This window comes from Lysobacter xanthus, assembly GCF_047159895.1.
The window spans coordinates 1-20,904 of record NZ_BAAGAB020000036.1; the positions used below are offsets into that span (position 1 = coordinate 1).

Annotated in this window: 22 protein-coding genes, 2 tRNA genes and 1 pseudogene; 10 read left to right on the forward strand and 15 right to left on the reverse strand. The window is 69.9% G+C overall.

Going from position 1 to position 20,904, the window contains the following annotated elements; genetic code table 11:
• Positions 1–73: 73 nt before the first annotated feature.
• The 6 genes and pseudogenes from ACY35P_RS09870 to tadA form a co-directional block, all read left to right on the forward strand.
• Positions 74–379 (forward strand): annotated as a pseudogene (locus ACY35P_RS09870) (ribosome biogenesis GTPase Der); the annotation flags it as partial.
• Positions 380–395: 16 nt separating this feature from the next.
• Positions 396–1,514: a molybdopterin-synthase adenylyltransferase MoeB gene (gene moeB / locus ACY35P_RS09875; protein ID WP_462115662.1), complete on the forward strand. Its 1,119-nt coding sequence runs from the start codon at positions 396–398 to the stop codon at positions 1,512–1,514.
• 43 nt (positions 1,515–1,557) lie between these two features.
• Positions 1,558–2,433: a bifunctional methylenetetrahydrofolate dehydrogenase/methenyltetrahydrofolate cyclohydrolase FolD gene (folD, locus tag ACY35P_RS09880; protein WP_462115663.1), complete on the forward strand. Its 876-nt coding sequence runs from the start codon at positions 1,558–1,560 to the stop codon at positions 2,431–2,433.
• A gap of 174 nt (positions 2,434–2,607) precedes the next feature.
• Positions 2,608–4,065 carry an IMP dehydrogenase gene (gene guaB / locus ACY35P_RS09885; RefSeq protein ID WP_462115686.1) on the forward strand — a complete coding sequence of 486 codons (1,458 nt, stop codon included), beginning with the start codon at positions 2,608–2,610 and terminating at the stop codon, positions 4,063–4,065.
• Positions 4,066–4,166: 101 nt separating this feature from the next.
• Positions 4,167–5,732: a glutamine-hydrolyzing GMP synthase gene (gene guaA / locus ACY35P_RS09890; RefSeq protein ID WP_462115664.1), complete on the forward strand. Its 1,566-nt coding sequence runs from the start codon at positions 4,167–4,169 to the stop codon at positions 5,730–5,732.
• A 37-nt stretch (positions 5,733–5,769) separates the two neighbouring features.
• Positions 5,770–6,264 (forward strand): tRNA adenosine(34) deaminase TadA, encoded by a 495-nt coding sequence (gene tadA / locus ACY35P_RS09895; protein ID WP_462115665.1) that lies wholly within the window; start codon positions 5,770–5,772, stop codon positions 6,262–6,264.
• On the opposite strand, the gene ACY35P_RS09900 is transcribed toward tadA, so the two are convergent.
• Entirely contained in the window at positions 6,261–6,719 is a 459-nt protein-coding gene (locus ACY35P_RS09900) for a DUF2721 domain-containing protein (protein ID WP_462115666.1), read from the reverse strand. The two genes, tadA and ACY35P_RS09900, sit on opposite strands and share 4 nt — an antisense overlap.
• A 61-nt stretch (positions 6,720–6,780) precedes the next feature.
• Here ACY35P_RS09900 and orn point away from each other — a divergent pair, with 61 nt between their 5' ends.
• Positions 6,781–7,347 carry an oligoribonuclease gene (gene orn / locus ACY35P_RS09905; protein ID WP_462115687.1) on the forward strand — a complete coding sequence of 189 codons (567 nt, stop codon included), beginning with the start codon at positions 6,781–6,783 and terminating at the stop codon, positions 7,345–7,347.
• Between the two features lie 113 nt (positions 7,348–7,460).
• The gene (locus tag ACY35P_RS09910; RefSeq protein WP_462115667.1) at positions 7,461–8,027 is read left to right on the forward strand and encodes a hypothetical protein; all 567 of its coding nucleotides are present in this window, start codon (positions 7,461–7,463) and stop codon (positions 8,025–8,027) included.
• Positions 8,028–8,117: 90 nt separating this feature from the next.
• On the opposite strand, the gene ACY35P_RS09915 is transcribed toward ACY35P_RS09910, so the two are convergent.
• From ACY35P_RS09915 to ppsR, 4 genes are all read right to left on the reverse strand, one after another.
• Positions 8,118–8,193: transfer RNA gene (locus ACY35P_RS09915), tRNA-Glu, on the reverse strand.
• A gap of 39 nt (positions 8,194–8,232) precedes the next feature.
• Positions 8,233–8,308: transfer RNA gene (locus ACY35P_RS09920), tRNA-Ala, on the reverse strand.
• Positions 8,309–8,350: 42 nt separating this feature from the next.
• The gene (locus ACY35P_RS09925) at positions 8,351–8,857 is read right to left on the reverse strand and encodes a DUF1249 domain-containing protein (protein ID WP_462115668.1); all 507 of its coding nucleotides are present in this window, start codon (positions 8,855–8,857) and stop codon (positions 8,351–8,353) included.
• Between the two features lie 98 nt (positions 8,858–8,955).
• Positions 8,956–9,777: a posphoenolpyruvate synthetase regulatory kinase/phosphorylase PpsR gene (gene ppsR / locus ACY35P_RS09930; protein ID WP_462115669.1), complete on the reverse strand. Its 822-nt coding sequence runs from the start codon at positions 9,775–9,777 to the stop codon at positions 8,956–8,958.
• A 131-nt stretch (positions 9,778–9,908) separates the two neighbouring features.
• On the opposite strand from ppsR, the gene ppsA reads away from it, so the two are divergent.
• Positions 9,909–12,281: a phosphoenolpyruvate synthase gene (gene ppsA, locus ACY35P_RS09935; RefSeq protein WP_462115670.1), complete on the forward strand. Its 2,373-nt coding sequence runs from the start codon at positions 9,909–9,911 to the stop codon at positions 12,279–12,281.
• Positions 12,282–12,342: 61 nt separating this feature from the next.
• On the opposite strand, the gene ACY35P_RS09940 is transcribed toward ppsA, so the two are convergent.
• From ACY35P_RS09940 to ACY35P_RS09985, 10 genes are all read right to left on the reverse strand, one after another.
• Positions 12,343–13,338: a tetratricopeptide repeat protein gene (locus ACY35P_RS09940; RefSeq protein ID WP_462115671.1), complete on the reverse strand. Its 996-nt coding sequence runs from the start codon at positions 13,336–13,338 to the stop codon at positions 12,343–12,345.
• Entirely contained in the window at positions 13,338–13,799 is a 462-nt protein-coding gene (locus tag ACY35P_RS09945) for a cytochrome c-type biogenesis protein (protein ID WP_462115672.1), read from the reverse strand. The genes ACY35P_RS09940 and ACY35P_RS09945 overlap by 1 nt, the downstream gene beginning before the upstream one ends.
• Positions 13,789–14,340, reverse strand: coding sequence for a DsbE family thiol:disulfide interchange protein (locus ACY35P_RS09950; RefSeq protein WP_462115673.1), 552 nt, complete (start codon positions 14,338–14,340; stop codon positions 13,789–13,791). Before ACY35P_RS09950 ends, ACY35P_RS09945 begins: the two co-directional genes overlap by 11 nt.
• Positions 14,337–16,307: a heme lyase CcmF/NrfE family subunit gene (locus tag ACY35P_RS09955; RefSeq protein ID WP_462115674.1), complete on the reverse strand. Its 1,971-nt coding sequence runs from the start codon at positions 16,305–16,307 to the stop codon at positions 14,337–14,339. Before ACY35P_RS09955 ends, ACY35P_RS09950 begins: the two co-directional genes overlap by 4 nt.
• 11 nt (positions 16,308–16,318) lie before the next feature.
• A complete protein-coding gene (gene ccmE / locus ACY35P_RS09960; RefSeq protein ID WP_462115675.1) occupies positions 16,319–16,831 on the reverse strand; it encodes a cytochrome c maturation protein CcmE in 513 nt (170 codons plus the stop codon).
• A complete protein-coding gene (ccmD, locus tag ACY35P_RS09965) occupies positions 16,828–16,998 on the reverse strand; it encodes a heme exporter protein CcmD (RefSeq protein ID WP_462115676.1) in 171 nt (56 codons plus the stop codon). The genes ccmE and ccmD overlap by 4 nt, the downstream gene beginning before the upstream one ends.
• Positions 16,995–17,741 (reverse strand): heme ABC transporter permease CcmC, encoded by a 747-nt coding sequence (gene ccmC / locus ACY35P_RS09970; RefSeq protein ID WP_462115677.1) that lies wholly within the window; start codon positions 17,739–17,741, stop codon positions 16,995–16,997. Before ccmC ends, ccmD begins: the two co-directional genes overlap by 4 nt.
• Before the next feature lie 95 nt (positions 17,742–17,836).
• The gene (gene ccmB / locus ACY35P_RS09975; protein ID WP_462115678.1) at positions 17,837–18,523 is read right to left on the reverse strand and encodes a heme exporter protein CcmB; all 687 of its coding nucleotides are present in this window, start codon (positions 18,521–18,523) and stop codon (positions 17,837–17,839) included.
• Positions 18,520–19,200, reverse strand: a complete 681-nt coding sequence (gene ccmA / locus ACY35P_RS09980; RefSeq protein ID WP_462115679.1) for a heme ABC exporter ATP-binding protein CcmA — start codon at positions 19,198–19,200, stop codon at positions 18,520–18,522. Before ccmA ends, ccmB begins: the two co-directional genes overlap by 4 nt.
• Positions 19,197–19,697: a DUF3293 domain-containing protein gene (locus tag ACY35P_RS09985; RefSeq protein ID WP_462115680.1), complete on the reverse strand. Its 501-nt coding sequence runs from the start codon at positions 19,695–19,697 to the stop codon at positions 19,197–19,199. Before ACY35P_RS09985 ends, ccmA begins: the two co-directional genes overlap by 4 nt.
• A gap of 55 nt (positions 19,698–19,752) precedes the next feature.
• Here ACY35P_RS09985 and ACY35P_RS09990 point away from each other — a divergent pair, with 55 nt between their 5' ends.
• Positions 19,753–20,901: a pyridoxal phosphate-dependent aminotransferase gene (locus ACY35P_RS09990; RefSeq protein WP_462115681.1), complete on the forward strand. Its 1,149-nt coding sequence runs from the start codon at positions 19,753–19,755 to the stop codon at positions 20,899–20,901.
• The last annotated feature ends 3 nt before the right edge of the window (positions 20,902–20,904 follow it).

Consider the following 20,904-nt stretch of genomic DNA (forward strand, 5'->3'; position numbering starts at 1 on the left):
TCGGACTGGATCTCGGCGAGGAGGATGCCGTCCGTCATGAACTTGATGACGGTGTCGTCGCCGACGTTGTCGCGAGATCGCCTACGAGACGAACCCGCCGCCGGTGGTGCGCGGACACGTCGCCAAGATGCGCTTCGCGCATCCGGCGGGCAGCAATCCGCCGACGTTCGTGGTGCATGGCACGCGCCTGCGCACGTTGAGCGACACGTACCGGCGCTACCTCGAGAACTTCTTCCGCAAGCGCTTCAAGCTCGTCGGAACGCCCGTGCGCTTCGTGTTCCGCGAAGGCACGAACCCGTACGAGGGCAAGAAGAACGTGCTGACCGAAAAGCAGGTCGCCAAGAAGCGGCGCCTGATCCGGCACGTCAAACGCAAGTAATCGCGCGAACGGACCGATGGCGCCGACGGTAGCCACGTTCGATCCCCGGGCGGCGCGCGATCGCCAGCTCGCCGGGGCGCTGCTCGTCGACGTGCGCGAGGCGCACGAGCGTGCGACGGGCATGGCGGAAGGAGCCGTCCCCTGCGCCGCGCAGGCACTCGCCGCGACGTTCACTGACCGGGGGCGCGAGATCGGCCTGATCTGCGAATCGGGCGTGCGGTCCGCGCGGGCCGCGCAGGCCCTGCTGGACGCCGGCTACGCACGCGTGTTCTCGGTCGACGGCGGCACCCGCCGCTGGCGCGCCGATGGCCTCGCCATCGTGGTTCCGGAAGGCGATGCGGACTTCTTCGACCGCTATTCCCGCCACCTTCGGTTGCCCGAGGTCGGCGTCGAGGGCCAGCGACGACTCGAGGGCGCGCGCGTTCTGCTCGTCGGCGCCGGCGGCCTCGGCTCGCCGGCGGCGTACTACCTCGCCGCCGCCGGTGTCGGCACGCTCCGCATCGTCGACGACGACGTGGTGGACCGCAGCAACCTGCAGCGGCAGATCCTGCATACGGAATCGGGCATCGGCAGTCCGAAGGTCGAATCCGCAAGCCTCGCGTTGCAGGCGCTCAATCCGCGCACGCGCGTCGAAGCCGAGCGGCTCCGCCTGACATCGACCGACATCGATCGGCTGCTCGACGGCGTCGACGTGGTCCTGGACGGCGCGGACAACTTCCCGGTGCGCTACCTGCTCAACGACGCGTGCGTCCTGCACGCCAAGCCGCTCGTGCACGGGGCCGTGCATCGCTTCGAGGGCCAGCTATCGGTGTTCGACGCGGGCCGCCACCGTGGCACGAAGCCCTGCTATCGCTGCCTGTTCCCGGAACCGCCGCCCGCCGAGGCCGCACCCAATTGCGCGGAGGCCGGGGTACTCGGCGTGCTGCCGGGCGTGATCGGACTGCTGCAGGCGACCGAAGTGCTGAAGCTGCTGCTGGGCCTCGGTGAACCGCTCGCCGGCCGGCTCCTGCACTTCGACGCGCTGGCGATGCGCTTCCGCGAGACGCGCCTGTCGCCCGACCCGGACTGCGCGGTCTGCGCGCCCGGCCGGCCGTTTCCCGGCTACGTCGACTACGCGGCCTTCTGCGCGGGCTGAGCGCAGCGGCGATAATGCGCGCCCGTTCCCACGCCGCCCGCCGATGACCGACGACCTGCCGACCGCCCGCATCCTCGACGGCAAGCGGATCGCCGAGACGCTGCTCGACGAGCTCAAGGCGCGCGTGGACGCACGACTGGCCGCGGGCCGCCGCGCGCCCGGGCTCGCGGTGATCCTGGTGGGCGACGATCCGGCCTCGGCCGTCTACGTCCGCAACAAGCGCCGCGCGGCGCAGAAGGTGGGTATCCGCGCCGTCGACCACGACCTGCCGGCGGACGCCACCGATGCCGACCTGCTGGCGCTGATCGACCGCCTCAACGCCGATCCCGCCATCCACGGGATCCTGTTGCAGCTGCCGCTGCCGGACCGTCGCGACGCCAGCGCGCTGATCAACCGCATCGATCCGAGCAAGGACGTCGACGGCTTCCACCCGCAGAACGTCGGGCACCTGGTGCTGCGGGAGTTCGGCCTGCGCCCGTGCACGCCGCGCGGCATCACCACGCTGCTGGGCTACACGGACCGGCCCGTCCGCGGGCAGAGCGCGACGATCGTCGGCGTCAGCAACCACGTCGGCCGGCCGATGGCGCTGGAACTGCTCATCGCCGGCTGCACCGTGACCTGCTGCCATCGCTTCACGCGGCCGGAGACGCTCGAGGCCGCCGTGCGGGGCGCGGACATCCTCGTGGTGGCCGTGGGCAAGCCGGGCCTGATTCCCGGCGAGTGGGTCAAGCCCGGCGCCGTGGTGATCGACGTGGGGATCAATCGCCTCGACGACGGTCGCCTGGTGGGCGACGTCGGCTTCGACGCGGCGGCGCGCCGCGCGAGCTGGATCACGCCCGTGCCGGGCGGGGTGGGGCCGATGACCGTCGCGACGCTGATGGAAAACACGCTCGACGCCGCCGAGGCGCTGGATCCGTAGCGGTCTGCCCGCGCCGGGGGAGCTAAGGTGGCCTCCCTCGCGGGAGGCGCGCGGAGCCCGGGACTCCGGTCCGGTCCCGCGTGGCGAGGCGGCGCGGGCGGACTCGACATGCAGATCGCCGCGGCGCGGCCGCGGCGCGATAGAATGACGCGCTTCATCTTCCCGGGGCCGCCCATGCTGCGCATCCAGGCTGAAGCGCTCACCTTCGACGACGTCTCGCTCGTCCCCGCGCACTCGACGGTCCTGCCGAAGGACGTCTCGCTCGCGACCCGCCTCACCCGCGACCTCACCATCCGCCTGCCGATCGTCTCGGCGGCGATGGATACCGTTTCCGAAGCCCGGCTCGCGATCGCGATGGCGCAGCTCGGTGGCATCTCGATCGTGCACAAGAACCTGACGGTCGAGCAGCAGGCGGCGCAGGTGGCGCAGGTCAAGAATTTCGAGGCCGGCGTCATCCGCGAGCCGTTCACCGTGGGCCCGGACACGACGATCGCGGAGGTGCTCAAGCTCACCCGCGCGCGCAACATCTCCGGCGTGCCGGTGGTCGACGAAAACGGCCAGCTGGTCGGCATCGTCACCAGCCGCGACATGCGTTTCGAGACGCAGCTCGGCGATCCCGTGCGCAACATCATGACGCGCAAGGATCGCCTGGTGACCGTCAAGGAAGGCGCGCCGGACGAGGAAGTGCTGGGCCTGCTGCACAAGAACCGCATCGAGAAGGTGCTTGTCGTCAACGACGAGTTCGCGCTGCGCGGGCTGATCACCGTCAAGGACATCCAGAAGAAGCGCGACAACCCGAACGCCGCCTACGACGCGAGCGAGCGACTGCTCGTCGGTGCGGCCGTGGGCGTCGGCGGTGACACCGAGGCGCGTGTCGAAGCACTGGTGGCGGCGGGCGTCGACGTGATCGTGGTCGACACCGCGCACGGCCATTCGCAGGGCGTGCTCGAGCGCGTGAAATGGGTCAAGACGCGCTTTCCGAAGTGCCAGGTCATCGGCGGCAACATCGTCACCGGCGATGCCGCGCTTGCGCTGATGGACCACGGTGCGGACGCGGTGAAGGTGGGCGTCGGCCCGGGTTCCATCTGCACCACGCGCATCGTCGCGGGTGTCGGCGTGCCGCAGATCACCGCGGTGTCGATGGTCGCCGAGGCGCTGCAGGACCGCATCCCGCTCATCGCGGACGGCGGTATCCGCTACTCCGGCGACATCGGAAAGGCGATCGTCGCCGGCGCGTCGACCGTGATGATCGGCGGCCTGTTCGCCGGCACCGAGGAATCGCCGGGCGAGACGGAGCTGTTCCAGGGCCGCAGCTACAAGAGCTACCGCGGCATGGGCTCGCTCGGCGCGATGGAGAAGGGCTCGAAGGACCGTTATTTCCAGGATGCGTCCGACGCCGACAAGCTCGTCCCGGAAGGCATCGAGGGTCGCGTGCCGTACCGCGGCCCGCTGCGTGGCGTCGTCCACCAGCTCGCCGGCGGCCTGCGCGCCACGATGGGCTACGTGGGCTGCGCGACGATCGAGGAGATGCGCACCAAGCCCAGCTTCGTGCGCGTCACCAGCGCCGGTACCCGCGAGAGCCACGTGCACGACGTGCAGATCACGAAGGAGCCGCCGAACTACCGAACGTAGTTCGCGGCGCGCCGCAGGGCGCATCGATGTCGACGGCCGCGACGTCGCGCCGTCGGAAAGTCACCGTCCCGATCGAAGGGACGCACCGGAAGACCGAGCGCGTGCACGACATCCATAGCGACAAGATCCTGATCCTCGACTTCGGCGCGCAGTACACGCAGCTGATCGCGCGCCGCGTGCGCGAACTGGGCGTCTACTGCGAGATCTGGGCGTGGGACCACGATCCGTCCGAGATCGCCGCGTACGCGCCCAAGGGAATCATCCTGTCGGGCGGCCCGGAGTCGACCACGCTGCCCGGCGCGCCGCGCGCGCCGCAGGAAGTCTTCGAGTCCGGCCTGCCGATCCTGGGCATCTGCTACGGCATGCAGACGATGGCCGCGCAGCTGGGTGGCGCGACCGAGGCGGCGGATGCGCGCGAGTTCGGGCATGCGACGGTCGACGTGGTCCACGCCGATGCGCTATTCGCGGGCCTCAGCGACCACGACGGTGCGTCGCGACTCGACGTCTGGATGAGCCACGGCGACCACGTCTCGCAGGTGCCCCCGGGCTTCGCGATCACCGCGTTGACCGATCGCATTCCGGTCGCGGCGATGGCCGATGAATCGCGCCGCTGGTATGCGGTGCAGTTCCACCCGGAAGTGACGCATACCAAGCAGGGCCAGACGCTGCTGCGCCGTTTCGTCGTCGACGTCTGCGGCTGCGGCACGCTGTGGACGGCCGCGAACATCATCGACGACCAGATCGCGCGGGTGCGAGCCCAAGTCGGAAACGACGAGGTCGTGCTCGGCCTGTCGGGCGGCGTCGACTCGTCCGTGGTGGCCGCGCTGCTGCACAAGGCGATCGGCGACCAGCTCACCTGCGTCTTCGTCGACACCGGCCTGCTTCGGTTCGAGGAAGGCGACCAGGTGATGGCGATGTTCGCCGAGCATATGGGCGTGCGCGTGGTGCGCGTGAACGCGCGCGACCGCTATTTCAGTGCGCTGGAAGGCGTCGACGATCCCGAGGCGAAGCGCAAGATCATCGGCCGCCTGTTCGTCGAGATCTTCGACGAGGAGTCCACCAAGCTCACCAATGCACGCTGGCTCGCGCAGGGCACGATCTATCCGGACGTGATCGAGTCGGCGGGCAGCAAGACCGGCAAGGCGCACGTCATCAAGAGCCACCACAACGTGGGCGGCCTGCCGGAACACATGAAGCTGGGCCTCGTGGAGCCGCTGCGCGAGCTGTTCAAGGACGAGGTGCGCCGCCTCGGCGTCGAGCTCGGCCTGCCGCCGCACATGGTCTATCGCCATCCGTTCCCGGGTCCTGGGCTGGGCGTCCGTATCCTCGGCGAGGTGCGTCCGGAATACGCGGAACTCCTCGCGAAGGCGGATCACATCTTCATCGACGAGCTGCGTCGCCACCACCTGTACGACAAGGTGAGCCAGGCGTTCGCAGTGTTCCTGCCCGTGCGTTCGGTGGGTGTCGTGGGCGATGCCCGCGCCTACGAATGGGTGATCGCGCTGCGCGCCGTCGAGACGATCGACTTCATGACCGCACACTGGGCGCACCTGCCGCACGAGTTCCTCGGGCACGTGTCCAATCGCATCATCAACGAGATCCGCGGCGTGTCGCGCGTGGTCTACGACATCAGCGGCAAGCCGCCCGCCACCATCGAATGGGAGTGACCGCCGCGCCCGCATCGGGGCACGGCTGCGCGCTGCGATGAACACGCCTGGCCCGGGGACCGATGAGCGGTGCATGCGCGAGGCGCTGGCACTCGCAGCGCACGCGCGCGATGCGCACGACGAGATCCCGGTCGGGGCGCTCGTGGTCGACGCGAGTGGCGCCGTGATCGGTCGCGGCTGGAACCGCAACATCGGCGAACACGATCCCAGCGCGCATGCGGAGATCGTCGCGATGCGCGAGGCGGGGCGCGCCTTGGGCAATCATCGACTGACCGGCGCGACGCTGTACGTGACGCTGGAGCCCTGTGCGATGTGCGCCATGGCGATGGTGCACGCGCGGCTGTCGCGCGTCGTATTCGGCGCGCACGATCCCAAGACCGGCGCGGCGGGCAGCGTCTTCGACCTGCTGCAGCACCCGCGCCACAACCATCGCCTCGATGTGCAGGGCGGCGTGCTCGGCGACGAAGCCGGCGCCATGCTCACCGCCTACTTCCGCGCCAAGCGCGCGCAGGGCAGGGCGAACCCGGCCTAGTCCGCCTTGTGGCGGATTTCCTGGTCGAGCTCCTCGTCGAAGCTCCGCACCGAAAGGCTGACCTCGATTCCGAGCAGCAGGCTCGCCCCGAGCAGGAAGCCGACGCCGAGCACGGCGAGCACGGTCGGGAACACGCCGAGGCGCGACCCCAGGAAGGCGTCGATGGCCAGCGCGAGACTCGTGCCCACGAAGCTGCCGAGCGCGGCATACAGGAACTGGCAGGCCCGCAGCACGAGGTGCGCGCGCTTGCGGTGCCGACGGATGCGCTGGTCGCGGGACGCCGTGTCGGGCGCGTACGTGCGCCATTCCTCGATGAGGCCGCGCAGCCGGTCGACCACCCGCGCGAGCCGGGCGTTCGCCGACACCAGCAGCGAGCCGGTCGCCGCCATGAGCAGGGCGGGGGCGAGCATCGCGGTCAGGATGGCGTAGTGCGTCGTCGCGAACGTCGGGTTCATGCAGGCGGTGCCTCCTCGGGGCTGGATTATCATGCCCGCACATTCCCCGCGTATCGACTTCATGGCGACCGAGAACAAGGACCACCGGCTGATCTGGATCGACCTCGAGATGACCGGCCTCGACACCGACCGCGATTCGATCCTCGAGATCGCCACCGTCGTCACCGACGCCGAGCTCAACGTTCTGGCCGAAGGCCCGGAATTCGCGATCGCGCATCCGGTCGAACGCCTGGAAGCGATGGACGACTGGAACCGCGGCCAGCACCGCCGTTCGGGGCTCTGGGATCGCGTGGTCACGCGGGGCGTGTCGCTTGCGGAGGCGGAGAGCGCGACGCTCGCCTTCCTCGCGCAGTGGGTGAGCGCGGGCGCGTCGCCGATGTGCGGCAACTCGATCTGCCAGGACCGCCGCTTCCTGCATCGCGAGATGCCGCGGCTCGAGAAGTATTTCCACTACCGCAACCTCGACGTCAGCACGCTGAAGGAACTGGCGCGCCGCTGGGCGCCGCAGGTCGCGGCAGGCCTGACCAAGGCGTCGGCGCACACGGCGCTGAGCGACGTGCGCGATTCGATCGCGGAGCTGCGCCATTACCGCGCGTCGATGGGTGCGCTCGGCGGCACGTCGACCTGAGGGAACCCGCGGCCGTCCGTGCGGTCCGACCTGCCGGCCGGTGACGCAGGTGATGCATGGCGGAAGGCAGGGATGCATATCGCGACGCGGCGTGCGCGCTCGTCGCGACGCTGGTGGTGCAGGCGCTGTTCGGTGCCTGGCTCGCGCAGCTTCGCCCGCTGCGTGGGCGCGCGGTCGAGGTCGAAGACGTGCCGTTGCAGATCGAGTTCGTCCGGCGGAAGCGCATCGTCGACGTCCGCATCGTGGCGGCCAGCGCCGTGCCAAGCCTGCGCGCGTCTCACCTCCCCCGACGGATCCACGCAACTGCAGGGCGAGAAGCGCCCCGATTCGAGGCGACCGCACCGCGCCCGGCCCCGGCGGAGCGCACCGCCGAGCGCCCGCTCGATCTCACGGTTCCTTCGTTGCCCGAAAGGGCTGACGCAGAGCCGCGGGCACCCTTCGAGCGCACGGCGTCGCGAGGCCACGAGCCGACCCGCTTCGACCGCGCGTGGATGCCCGCGGGCACCGCGCTGGAGCAGGGCGCATTCCATTCTGCCGTCGTGCGCGCGCCACTGGCGCTGTTCGGAGGTCCGCCGCGCCGCTGCACCGAAGTCGAGCGCCGCCTGCGGCGCATCAACTGCCTGCCGCTGCACGGGGAGGACGAGGAGCGTGAGGCGCTGCTGCGGAGCCTCGATCGGTGACGCCCGGTCGCGGAGCACCGTCGCCGGTCACTCCCGCTGCGACGAATCGCAGGCAAACAAAAAGGCCCGCTTTCGCGGGCCTTCGTGAAGTGGCGTCCCCACGGGGATTCGAACCCCGGTCGCTACCGTGAAAGGGTAATGTCCTAGGCCTCTAGACGATGGGGACATCGGGAACCGGGCGAAGAGCGACCCGGTTCCTGAAAAGTGGTGGAGCCAGCCGGGATCGAACCGGCGACCTCTACAATGCCATTGTAGCGCTCTCCCAGCTGAGCTATGGCCCCACGCGCTGGAGGCCGGCATATTAGAGAGCCACCCGTACCTCGTCAAGCGTTGTCGACGACTTCTTCACGGTCGTCGGCCGGGATCGGGCCTTCGAACGCGAGCGTCGCGGTGCCGTGGCCGCGCTCGCCGAGATACTGCAGCCATTTGCCGAGAAACGTGTTCATCCGCATGCGGTGGCCCAGCAGCCGCTCGGCGGTCGGATTCAGGCCGATGACATCCTGCCAGCGGCGGCCGACGTAGCAGTGCGTCGCCTCGGCCTGCTGCGCGTCGTGGTACAGGCGCACGTAGGCCGACGGATCGGATTCCCCGGTCACCGGATCCTGAATGGCGTACGTGAGCCGCACTTCGGTCGTGTAGGGATGCTGGCCGATCACGTCGACGCGCACGGGCACGCCGTCGCCGATGTCGGAGACCCAGCGCCCTTCGCGCAATCCGCGGATATCGAAAAGCCGCGCGAGGCGGCCGTGGTTCTCGCCGTACAGGGCCATCAGCCAGGCGAAGCGACCGAGCCGGGGGACGAGGCGTTTGCGGGCGACGAGCGAGGTCATGGATCGACTCTACACGCGCGCCGTCCACGCCGGTGCGACGGCACGGGGCCTTCGCCCGACCCGTTCAGTGATCGGCACGATGGGCCGTGATAGGCGCCTCAGAACATCTCGCGTTGCAGGCCGAGCGTCGTCAGCACCTTGCTCGCGATCTCCTCGATCGAGGTGTGCGTCGTGCTCAGGGTGGCAAGGCGCTCGGCGCGGAACATCGACTCCGCCGCGGAGACTTCACGCCGGCAGGTCTCGAGCTGCGCGTAGCGCGAGTTCGGGCGACGCTCCTGGCGGATCTGCTGCAGGCGCACCGGATCGATCGTCAGGCCGAACAGCTTGTGCCGATAGGCGCGCAGACGCGGCGGCAGCCGGTCGTGCTCGAGGTCTTCCTCGGTCAGCGGATAGTTTGCGGCGCGCACGCCGTAATGCAGGGCGAGGTAGATGCAGGTCGGCGTCTTGCCAGCACGCGACACGGCCACGAGCACGAGGTCGGCTTCGGAGTAGTCGAGGCTTTGTCCGTCGTCGTGGGTGAGGGTGAAATTGATCGCATCGATACGGCGGTGGTAGCGCTCGAAATCGACCATGCCGTGCGCGCGGCCGACGTGCCGCTGGCGGTTCTGTCCGAGCTCCCGCTCGAGCGGCTCGATGAAAGGTGCGAAGACGTCCAACATCAGCGCACCGCTCTCCACCAGTGCGGCGCTCACTTCCGGGTCCACGCACGAATTGATCACGATCGGCCGCGCACCATGCCGCGCGCCCGCTTCCCGGACGCGGGCCACCACCTCGTGGGCGCGCTCGAGCGAATCGACGAACGAAATCCGGGTGCTTTCGAAGCGCGTCTCGGTGAACTGAGTCAGGACGCTGTGGCCGATCGTCTCGGCGGTGATGCCGGTGCCGTCGGAAACGTAGAAGACCGGTCGGACGTCGCTCATCGGAAAGCTCGCGGTGGACGGTGCGGAACAGGAAAAACCCCGGCAAATCAAGCTTGTATGCGCGGGACGCAGCGGCGATCATATCCGTTAATCGCCGGCGTCCGCGCCCTGGAACACCCTTGGAGACGGTCTTGAACGAGAACATCCTCTGGTTGCATTCGCTGCGCCTGTCGGACCTGGCGCGCGTCGGCGGCAAGAATTCCTCGCTGGGCGAGATGATCGGCCAGCTGGCCGACCTCGGCGTCTCGGTTCCGGGCGGTTTCGCGACGACCGCGGAAGCCTTCAAGGCCTTCATCGCGCACAACACGCTGCACCGGCGCATCTTCGACCGGCTGGCGACGCTCGACGTCGAGGACGTGCAGGCGCTGACGGCCGCCGGCGGCGAGATCCGCGGCTGGGTCATCGACGCCCCGCTGCAGCCGGACCTCGACCGCGAGATCCGCGAGGCCTACCGCCAGCTCTGCGCCGAGAACGGCGGCGGCGACGTCGCGGTCGCCGTCCGTTCGTCGGCGACCGCCGAAGACCTGCCGGACGCGAGCTTCGCGGGCCAGCAGGAGACGTTCCTCAACGTGACCGGCGAGGACGACGTCGTCCACAAGGTCAAGGAAGTCTTCGCCAGTCTCTACAACGACCGCGCGATCGCCTACCGCGTGCACCACGGGTTCAAGCACGAGGACGTGTTCCTCTCCGCCGGCGTGCAGCTGATGGTGCGTTCGGACTGCGGGTCGTCGGGCGTGCTGTTCACCCTCGACACCGAGTCGGGCTTCCGCGAGGTGGTGTTCGTCACCGCGAGCTACGGCCTCGGCGAAATGGTCGTGCAGGGCGCGGTCAATCCCGACGAGTTCTACGTCTACAAGCCGACGCTGCGCGACGGCAAGAAGGCGATCCTGCGCCGCACGCTCGGCGCGAAGCAGCTGCGCATGGTGTATTCCGATGCGCCGGGCGAGCGCGTGCGTACCGAGCCGACGCCGGCCGAGCTGCGCAACCGCTTCTGCATCTCCGACGAGGACGTGCAGGAGCTTTCGAAGCAGGCGCTGGTGATCGAGCAGCATTACGGCCGCCCGATGGACATCGAGTGGGGCAAGGACGGCGTCACCGGCAAGCTGTACATCCTGCAGGCGCGCCCGGAAACGGTGAAGTCGCGCGCGCATGCCACGCAGATCGAGCGCTACCAGCTCATGCAGCGCGGCACCGTGGTCTGCGAAGGCCGCGCGATCGGCCAGAAGATCGGCACCGGCGTCGCGCGCGTGGTGCGCAACCTCGACGACATGCACAAGGTGCAGCCGGGCGACGTGCTCGTAGCCGATATGACCGACCCCGACTGGGAGCCCGTGATGAAGCGGTCCGCCGCGATCGTCACCAACCGCGGCGGCCGCACCTGCCATGCCGCGATCATCGCGCGCGAGCTCGGCGTTCCGGCGGTCGTCGGCACCGGTAACGCGCTCGACACGATCTCCGACGGGCAGGTCGTGACGATCAGCTGCGCCGAAGGCGATACCGGCTTCATCTACGACGGCGCGCTGCCCTTCGATCGGAACGTGGCGGACCTCGACGCGATGCCGCCGGCACCGCTCAAGGTGATGATGAACGTCGCGAATCCCGAGCGTGCCTTCGACTTCGCGATGCTCCCGAACGCCGGCATCGGCCTCGCGCGTCTCGAGATGATCATCGCGAGCCACATCGGCGTGCATCCCAAGGCGCTGCTCGAGTATTCGCGCCAGGACGCCGAAACCAAGAAGAAGATCGACGAGCGGATGGCCGGCTACTCGAATCCGGTCGACTTCTACGTCGATCGCCTCGCCGAGGGCATCGCGACGATCACCGCCTCGGTCGCCCCCCACCCGGTGATCGTGCGCCTGTCCGACTTCAAGTCGAACGAGTACGCGAACCTGATCGGTGGCGCGCGCTACGAGCCGCACGAGGAAAACCCGATGCTCGGCTTCCGCGGCGCGAGCCGCTACGTCGATCCGTCGTTCGCCGAGGCGTTCGCGCTCGAATGCCGCGCCGTGCTGAAGGTGCGCAACGACATGGGGCTGACCAATTGCTGGGTCATGATCCCGTTCGTGCGCACGCTCGACGAGGGCCGCAAGGTGGTCGAAGTGCTGCGCGCCAACGGGCTCGAGCAGGGCCGCGACGGCCTGAAGATCATCATGATGTGCGAAGTGCCGTCGAATGCGCTGCTCGCGGACGAGTTCCTCGAGATCTTCGACGGGTTCTCGATCGGCTCGAACGACCTCACGCAGCTGACGCTGGGCCTCGACCGCGACTCCGGCATCGTCGCGAACCTGTTCGACGAACGCGACCCGGCGGTCAAGAAGCTGCTGTCGATGGCGATCCAGGCCGCGCGCGCGAAGGGCAAGTACGTCGGCATCTGCGGCCAGGGCCCGAGCGATCATCCGGACCTCGCACAGTGGCTGATGGAGCAGGGCATCGAGTCGGTGTCGCTGAATCCCGACACCGTCGTCGACACCTGGCTGCGCCTGGCGAAAGCCAAGGCCGGCTGAGCACGCCACCGGCACGAAAAAAAAGCCCCGCAAATGCGGGGCTTTTTTCGTGCACACCCGATCAGGGGCGGGCGTGGTCGATCAGCAGCGTCGCCTTGCCGTCGGTCGCCACGGTGGCGGGCGGCGATTCGAGGTCGCCTGCCTGCGCGTTCGCCGTGCCGCCGCGCGCGACGCGTGCGACGACCTCGACCGTCTTGAGTTGCGACAGGCGCAGCGTCGGCATCGGGCTGTCGGCGTCGGTCAACGTCAGCGTGGTCGGCAGGTCGGCGACGGCGAGGCGGCGCGCGGCCACCGGCATCGGCGGCCCACCGGGCTGGCGCGCCAGTACGAAGACCACCGCGTCGTCCGCCAGTCCGGCCCGCAGCGCGGGGGCCACGTCCACGGTGAGCGTGAGCGCCTGCGCGGTGGGCATCGCGCTGGCCGGCAGCGCCGGCAGGCCGGAGTCCTTGCGTGCGCCGTCGATCTGCGCGCGCAGTGCGTTCGCCGTGCCGGGATCGACGTCGGCGAGCAACGCCTGCCAGGTCGCTGCGGCCTCGGCGGCCTGGCCGGACTGGCGCTGCGCCACGCCGAGGAACCAGCGCGCGCGCTGGTGCTTCGGCTGCACTTCGACCGCACGGCGGAGCAGCGCGATCGACTCCGCGTCGAAGCGACGTCCGTCGGCGACCAGCGCACGGGCTTCGGCGGCCTGCACCAGAAGGTCGGCATCGCGCGGCGCGTAACGCAGCGCCTGGGTCAATGCTCGCGCGACGTCGGCGGGCCGGTTCTCCGCGCGATAGGCGTCCGCCAGCAGGCGCCAGCCGTCGGGCTGCGCAGGACTGCGTTGCAGCTCGGCCTCGAGTCGCTTGACGGCGCTGCCGAGCGTTTCCGGCGCGGCGCGCACGGCCGGGTCGAGCGCCGCGGGGGTGCCCACCAGCAGATAGAGCGCGCTCACGATTACGAGCGCGGTGCCGGCGAGCGCGCCGCCCACGGCCGGGCGCCTGCGGAGCAGTGGCCACAGGGCGAGGACGACGATCGCCACGCCCAGCACGAGCGCAGCGGCGATGAACGAATAGGGCATTACCAGTCTCCGCCGTCGTCGGGAGGTGCACCGGCGACGTCGAGCGGGCGCCGCGACCGGTCGCGCGCGATGCGCCATACGACGAACCCGCCAACCCCGAGCACCAGCAGCGGGCCGAACCACAGCAGCCACGTCGCGGGCGACACGGCGGGGCGATAGAGGACGAACTCGCCGTAGCGATCGACGAGGAAACGGCGGATCTCGTCGTCGCTGCGGCCGTCGCGGATCAGCGCGAGGATCTCGCGGCGCAGGTCGACCGCGATCTGCGCGTCGGAATCGGCGATCGTCTGGTTCTGGCACATCACGCAGCGCAGCTCGTGCGTCAGCGCGCGGAAGCGCGTTTCCTCGAGCGTGTCGCGGAACTCGAGGGGGCGGCGGTCGGCGACCTGCGCGCCCGCAGTGGATGCCGCAGTGGCCAACAGCAGCGCGAGCAGCAGCGCGACGACGGCGTTACGCACCACGTTCGGTCTCCAGCGTGGCGAGCAGCGGCAGCACTTCGTCGCGGATCACCGCATCGGTGAGGGGGCCGACGTGCTTCCAGCGGACGCGGCCGGTCCCGTCGATCAGGAAGGTCTCCGGCGCCCCGTAGATGCCGAAGTCGATCGCCGTGTTGCCCAGCTCGTCGGCGATCACGAGCCAGTACGGATTGCCGAACTGCTCGAGCCAGCGCAATGCATCCTCGCGCGCGTCCTTCCAGTTGTAGCCGACGACGCGCACGCGCTTGGTCTCGGCGAACCGCGTGATGACCGGATGCTCCTCGCGGCAGGCCGGGCACCAGCTGCCCCAGACGTTGAGCAGGTAGGGCGCGCCGCGCAGTTCCTTCGCGCGCACGATGCGCGCGGGCTCGTGCAGCGACGGCAGTGCGAACTCGGGCGCCGGCTTGCCGATCAGAGGCGACGGCAGGGCCTCGCGATCCGGGCGCCGGCTCATCCACACGCCCGCGGCGAGCAGCACGGCCAGCAGGCCGAAGGCCGCGAGCGGAATCCAGCGCGAACGGTTCATGGGCGTGCCCCCTCGACCGCGGTGCCGGCGGGTACGACCGCGACGGCGGGCGCGCGCGCAGCGCGGAAGCGACGATCGAAGGCCGCGGCGAGGCCGCCAAGCGCCATCAGCAGTGCGCCGGCCCAGATCCATCGCACGAACGGCTTGACGTGCACGCGCACCGCCCAGGCACCGTCGCCCAGCGGCTCGCCGAGCGCGACGTAGAGGTCGCGCGAGACGCCGGGGACGATCGCGGCTTCCGTCATGACCTGCCCGCCGCTGGCGTAGTTGCGCTTCTCCGGATGCATCGTCTCCAGCAGCCGGTCGCCTTCGGACACCGTGATCGTCCCGCGGTCCGCGACATAGTTCGGCCCCTGGAAATGGTCGACGCCCGCGAAGCGGAATTGGTACGTACCGACGTCCACCGACTGGCCCGGCCGCAATGCGAGCTCGTGCTGCTGCGCGAGTCCCTCGACGAGCAGCGCGCCCACGATGAAGACGCCGAGGCCCGCATGGGCGAGGACCATGCCGATCATTTCGCCGGTGAACCGTCCACCCGGCGTGCGCAGGCGCTGCACGACGAAGCGCAGGGTGCCGAGCACGACCCAGCTGGCCGCCACGATGCCAAGGGCCGACTTCCAGCCGCCCTGGGGCAGGACGAAGAACGTCGTCGCGCCGGCAAGCAGCGCGAGCACGAGCATCGGTGCGAGCAGCTTCGCGGGACGCGACGGTTCGTCGCGCTGCCAGCGCGTCAGCGGGCCGAGCGGCATCAGCAGCGCGATCAGGCCGGTGAGGGGAATGAAGAACGAGGCGAAGTAGGGCGGGCCCACCGAAATCTTGCCGAGCTCGAGCGCGTCCGCGAGCAGCGGATACAGCGTGCCCAGCAGCACCATCGCGCACGAGGCACTGAGCAGCACGTTGTTGAGCAGCAGCAGCGTCTCGCGCGAGTAGCCCGCGAAGTAACGTCCCTTGGCCGCGTCGCCCTCGGGTGCCTTCAACGCGTACAGCAGCAGCGAGCCGCCGACCACGATGCCGAGGAAGATCAGCACGAACGTGCCCCGGCTGGGATCCGCGGCGAAGGCATGCACGCTGGTCAGCACGCCCGAGCGCACCAGGAACGTGCCGAGCAGCGAGAGCGAGAATGCGGCGATCGCCAGCAGCAGCGTCCAGCCGACGAAGCCGCCGCGCTTTTCGGTGACGGCCTGCGAATGGATCAGCGCGGCGCCGGCGAGCCACGGCATGAACGAGGCGTTCTCGACCGGGTCCCAGAACCACCAGCCGCCCCAGCCGAGTTCGTAGTACGCCCACCACGAGCCGAGCGCGATGCCGACGGTAAGGAACGCCCAGGCCACGTTCGTCCACGGCCGCGTCCACCGCAGCCAGCGCGCGTCGACGTCGCCTTCGAGGAGCGCGGCGATCGCGAACGCGAACGGCACCGAGAAACCGACGTACCCCGCGTACAGCATCGGTGGGTGGATGATCAGCCCGGGATCCTGCAGGAGCGGATTGAGGTCGCGACCTTCCACGGCGGCCGGCAGCAGGCGCTCGAACGGGTTGCTGGTGAAGATGAGGAAGGCGAGGAAGCCGACCGACACGATGCCCATGACCCCGAGCACGCGCGCGACCACGTGCCGCGGCAGCGGGCGCGAGAACAGCGCGACGGCGGCGGTCCACAGCGCGAGCACCAGTGCCCACAGCAGCAGCGAGCCCTCGTGCGAGCCCCAGACGGCCGAGTAGCGGTACGCCGTGGGCAGCAGCGAATTGCTGTTCTGTGCGACGTAGCGCACCGAGAAGTCCTGCGTCACGAACGCCTGCGTGAGCACCGCGAAGGCGAGTCCCAGCGCCGCGAGCTGCGCGTAGGCCGCCGGGCGGGCGAGGTCCATCCACGTGCCGATGCCGCGCTGTGCCCCCACCAGCGGGAGCGTCGCCAGCACCACCGAGACGACGAAGGCGAGCAGCAGGGCGAACTGGCCGAGTTCGGGGAACATGAGGCGTCCGCCTACTGCATCGCGCCGACGGGCGTGTCCGCCGCCGGGGCGACCTGCGGCGAGGCCGCGTCCGCGACGTCGTGCTTCTTGTGCGCCTTGCCCATCTTCTCCGCGACTTCCTTCGGCATGTACGTTTCGTCGTGCTTGGCGAGCACCTGCTCGGCGACGAAGCGATCGCCCTTCATGCGCCCGGTGGCGATCACCGCCTGTTCCTCGCGGAAGAGGTCGGGAAGGATTCCCGTGTAGACGACCGGCATGACCCGGTCCCCGTCGGTCACGTTGAAGTGGGCTTCCATCGAGCCGCTCGCGCGCTTGAAGGAGCCGCGCGCGACCATGCCGCCGAGGCGGAACTTCGCTTCGCCGTCGCGCACGTTCGTACCTGCCTGGCCCGAGAAGATTTCCGACGGCGTGTAGAGGTAGGCCACGTTGCGCTGCAGCGCCATCGCGACGAGCGACGCGGCCAGGCCGGCGCCGAGGACGAGCGCGAGGATCCACAGGAGCCGGCGGCGACGGATCGGGTTCATGACGTTTCCAGGGAGCGTTTCGGGCGCGAGCGCGCGGCCTCGCGGGACTGCCGGCGGCGCGCCTCGCGCAACTGCCGGCGCACCTGCAGGCGCGTGGAAAGGAAGTCGGCCGCGAGGACGGCGACGAATACCGCGTAGGCGGCAGCGACGTAGCCCGCGTAACTCATCGGGATGCTCCCGCCGCGTGCGCGACCCAGGCCTTGCCGGCCTCGCGTCGCAGGTTGTCGGCGCGAGCACGGTCGAGCAGGGCGCCGACGAACCAGACGTGCGTGCCGATTGTCATCCACACCAGCGGCGCGACCATCGAACGGTCCATCGACGATTCGCCGAACAGGCGGATCGTCTGGCCCTGGTGCAGCGAGTTCCACCACACCACCGAGTAATGGATGATCGGCAGCAGCACGACGCCGACGATCGCGAGGAAGGCGGCGGCACGCGCGGCGATGCGGCGGTCATCGATCGCGCCGTAGATGCCCATCACGCCGAGATAGAGGAACAGCAGGATCAGCTCGGTGGTCAGGCGCGGGTCCCAGTCCCACCAGGTCCCCCACATCGGCTTGCCCCAGATCGAGCCCGTCAGCAGCGTGATCAGCGTGAACGCGGCGCCGATCGGCGCGCAGGCCATGGCGAGGATCTCGCAGAGCTTGATCCGCCAGACCAGCGCGATCGCCGCGTAGAAGGCCATCGCCGCGAACGCCGCCATGCTCATCCAGGCGGACGGGACGTGGATGTACAGGATGCGGAAGCTGTCGCCCTGCTGGTAATCGGCGGGCACCTGGAACGCACCGACGAGCCCCGGCAGCATCAGCAGCAGCCCGAGCGCATAGCCCCACTTCGCCCAGCGCGCGGCGAAGCGATCGAAGTAGGGCGGCGAGCCGAGTTGGTGGAACCAGCGGACCAGCGGATTCATCAGGGCGTCATGGCGGGCAGGGGTCCGTCGGGACGTGCGGGAGAGTGTCCCGGTCGCGCGCATCCAGGCGCTTGATGTGACTCAAATCGGCGGCGTTAGTTCAGGGCGATGCGGAGCGCCGCGGCGGCGGCGATCGGGGCCAGCAGGAGGCTCGCGACGAGTCCGGCGGCCAGAAGCAGCAGCGCACCGGCGGGGTCCAGCCCCTGCGCCGCGGCGACGACGCTCCCCGCGCCGAACACCAGTACGGGCACGTAGAGCGGCAGCGCGAGAAGCGCGACGAGTATACCGGAGCGCTTCATTCCGACGGTCAGCGCCGCGATGACCGCGCCGAGCAGGCTCAGCAAGGGTGTACCGAGCGCCAGCGACGCCATGAGCACCGGCAGCTGCGCGGAAGGCAGGTGGAGCAGCACGCCCAGCAGCGGGGTCGCGAGCAGCAGCGGCAAGGCCGACGTCGCCCAGTGCATGGCCGTGCGCACGAGCACAAGCCAGGGCAGCGGGACCGGCGCGAGCATCCATTGTTCAAGCGAACCGTCCTCGGCGTCCGACCGGAACAGGCCGTCCAACGACAGCAGGCCGGCCAGCAGCACCGCCAGCCAGAGCACCGCGCTGGCGACGCGGGGCAGCAGTTGCGGCTCCGCGCCGAGCGCGAGCGCGAACAGCACGACGACCAGGACGGCGAACAGGGCCGGCTGCAGGGCGTCGCTGCGGCGCCGCCACAGCAGGCGCAGGTCGCGCCGGATCAGCGCGCCGGCGGAGGCCGCGAGGCCGGGCGAGCCCCTCACGACGTGCGCTCCAGCTGCAGCAGCCGGGTGCGGACCGGCGGCGCCGCGTAAGCACCGTGCGTGGTCAGCAGCGTCGCGCCGCCTTCGTCGAGGTGCCGGCGGATGAGCCGGTTGACGAGCTCGATGCCGTCGAGGTCGAGGTTGGCGTAGGGCTCGTCGAGCAGCCACAGCGGGCAGGGCGACAGCCAGAGCCGCGCGAGCGACAGCCGCTTGCGCTGGCCGGCCGAGAGCTGGCGCGCCAGCTGGTCCTCGTAGCCGGCGAGGCCGACGAGCTCGAGCGCGTCGTCGGCACGAACGCCGTCCCGACGACCCTGCAGGCCGACGAGATAGTCGAGGTTCTCGAGCGTTGAGAGGTCGCCCTTCAGCCCGGGCAGGTGGCCGACGTAGCCGATGATGCCCGCGCGCTCGGCCGGGTCGGCCGGGCGGCCTTCGATCCGCACTTCGCCCGTGTCCGCGCGGAGCAGGCCGGCGAGGACGCGCAGCAGCGTCGTCTTGCCGGCGCCGTTCTCGCCCTGCACGAGCAGGGCTTCGCCGGTGTCGACCGAGAGGTCGAGCGGGCCGAAGACGGGCTCGTCGTTGCGGGAAAACCGCAGGCCCGTGGCGGCGAGCAGCGGGGGCCGGGAGGAGGAAGGGTCGGGCATCGGCGCGTCGGACGGCCGGCGGCCGCGAGCGCTCATTCTATCCAGTCGACCCACTGCAGTTCGGCGCCCGCCGGCGGCGGCATCAGCATGTGCAGCCGCACCGGCTCCCCGGCCATCCAGCTGAGGATGCCGGCCTGCTCGAACTCGCGTCCGAGCGCATCGGCCCGCGCGGGATCAAGTCCCGCGATCAGCCAGCCGGCTTCGCGATGCGCGCCGTCGGGCGCCTGCGCCCACGTGCGGCGGTAGTTCATGCCGAGCGCGTCGAGCCGCGCGACCAGGTGGTCGTCGGACTTTGCGTTCTCCGGCACGGGCTGGGACTCCGCGTCCGGGTTCCATGCGGTGACGAAGGCGTAGTAGGGGGCCGGCAACCGGCGCTCGATCTCGGCGGGCATTTCGCCCACGCCGAATTCGACCGGATCGCCGCCGAGCTCGACGCGGTAGCGCGCGGCGGCGAAGGCGCGCGCGAGTTCGATCGGGTCGTCCTGCGTGGCGTCGTCCCGCGTTCCGTCTGCCGATGTTCCACCGTCACTCATGCGGTTCTCCACGTCCATTCCGTACACTCGTGGCCCCTTCGAACGGCCGCGTGCGATGACGCCCGAAACCAAGCTGCCCAAGGTCGGCACCACCATCTTCACCGTGATGTCGCAGCTCGCCGTCGAGCACGGCGCGGTCAACCTGGGGCAGGGCTTCCCGGACTTCGATGTTCCCGCGCGGCTCGTCGCCGCGCTGGACCGCGCGATGCGCGAGGGCCGCAACCAGTACTCGCCGATGACGGGGGTGCCGCCGCTGCGCCAGGCGATCGCCGCCAAGACGGAGCGCTGCTACGGATACCGCCCCGACGCTGATGCGGAAGTGACGGTCACCTCGGGCGCGAGCGAGGCGATCCTCGACGCCGTGCACGCCGTGGTGCGGCCGGGCGACGAGGTCATCGTGCTCGACCCCTGCTACGACTGCTACGAGCCGGCGATCGACCTCGCCGGCGGCGTGGCCGTGCACGTCGCGCTCGATGCGGAAACGTTCGCGCCGGACTGGGCCGCGATCCGCGCCGCGGTGACGCCGCGCACGCGGATGATCATGATCAATTCGCCGCACAACCCCTCCGGCGCGATGTGGTCGGCCGACGACATGCGCGAGCTCGTGGCGCTCCTCGATGGCACGTCGATCGTCCTGCTGTCCGACGAGGTCTACGAGCACATCATCTTCGACGGTCGCCGGCACGAGTCGGCGCTGCGCTATCCGGAACTGCGGTCGCGTGCGTTCGTGGTGTCGAGCTTCGGCAAGACCTACCACTGCACGGGCTGGAAGGTGGGCTACTGCATCGCGCCGCCCGCGCTGTCCGCGGAGTTCCGCAAGGTGCACCAGTACAACACCTTCTGCACGTTCACCCCGGCGCAGTTCGCCTTCGCCGAGATGATCGAGGCCGAGCCGGAGCATTACGAGCAACTCGGCGCCTTCTACGAGTCCAAGCGCGACCGCTTCCGCGAGCAGCTGCTGACCACGAAGCTGCGCCCGCTGCCCGTCCCGGGCGGGTATTTCCAGCTCGTCGACTACTCGGCGGTGAGCGACCTGCCGGATGCCGAATTCTGCCGCTGGCTCACGATCGAGAAGGGCGTCGTGGCGATCCCACTCTCGCCGTTCTACGGCACGCCGCCAACCGGGCAGCGCCTCGCGCGCCTGTGCTTCGCGAAGAACGAAACGACGCTCGATGCCGCCATCGAGCGCCTGCAGCGCCTCTGAGGT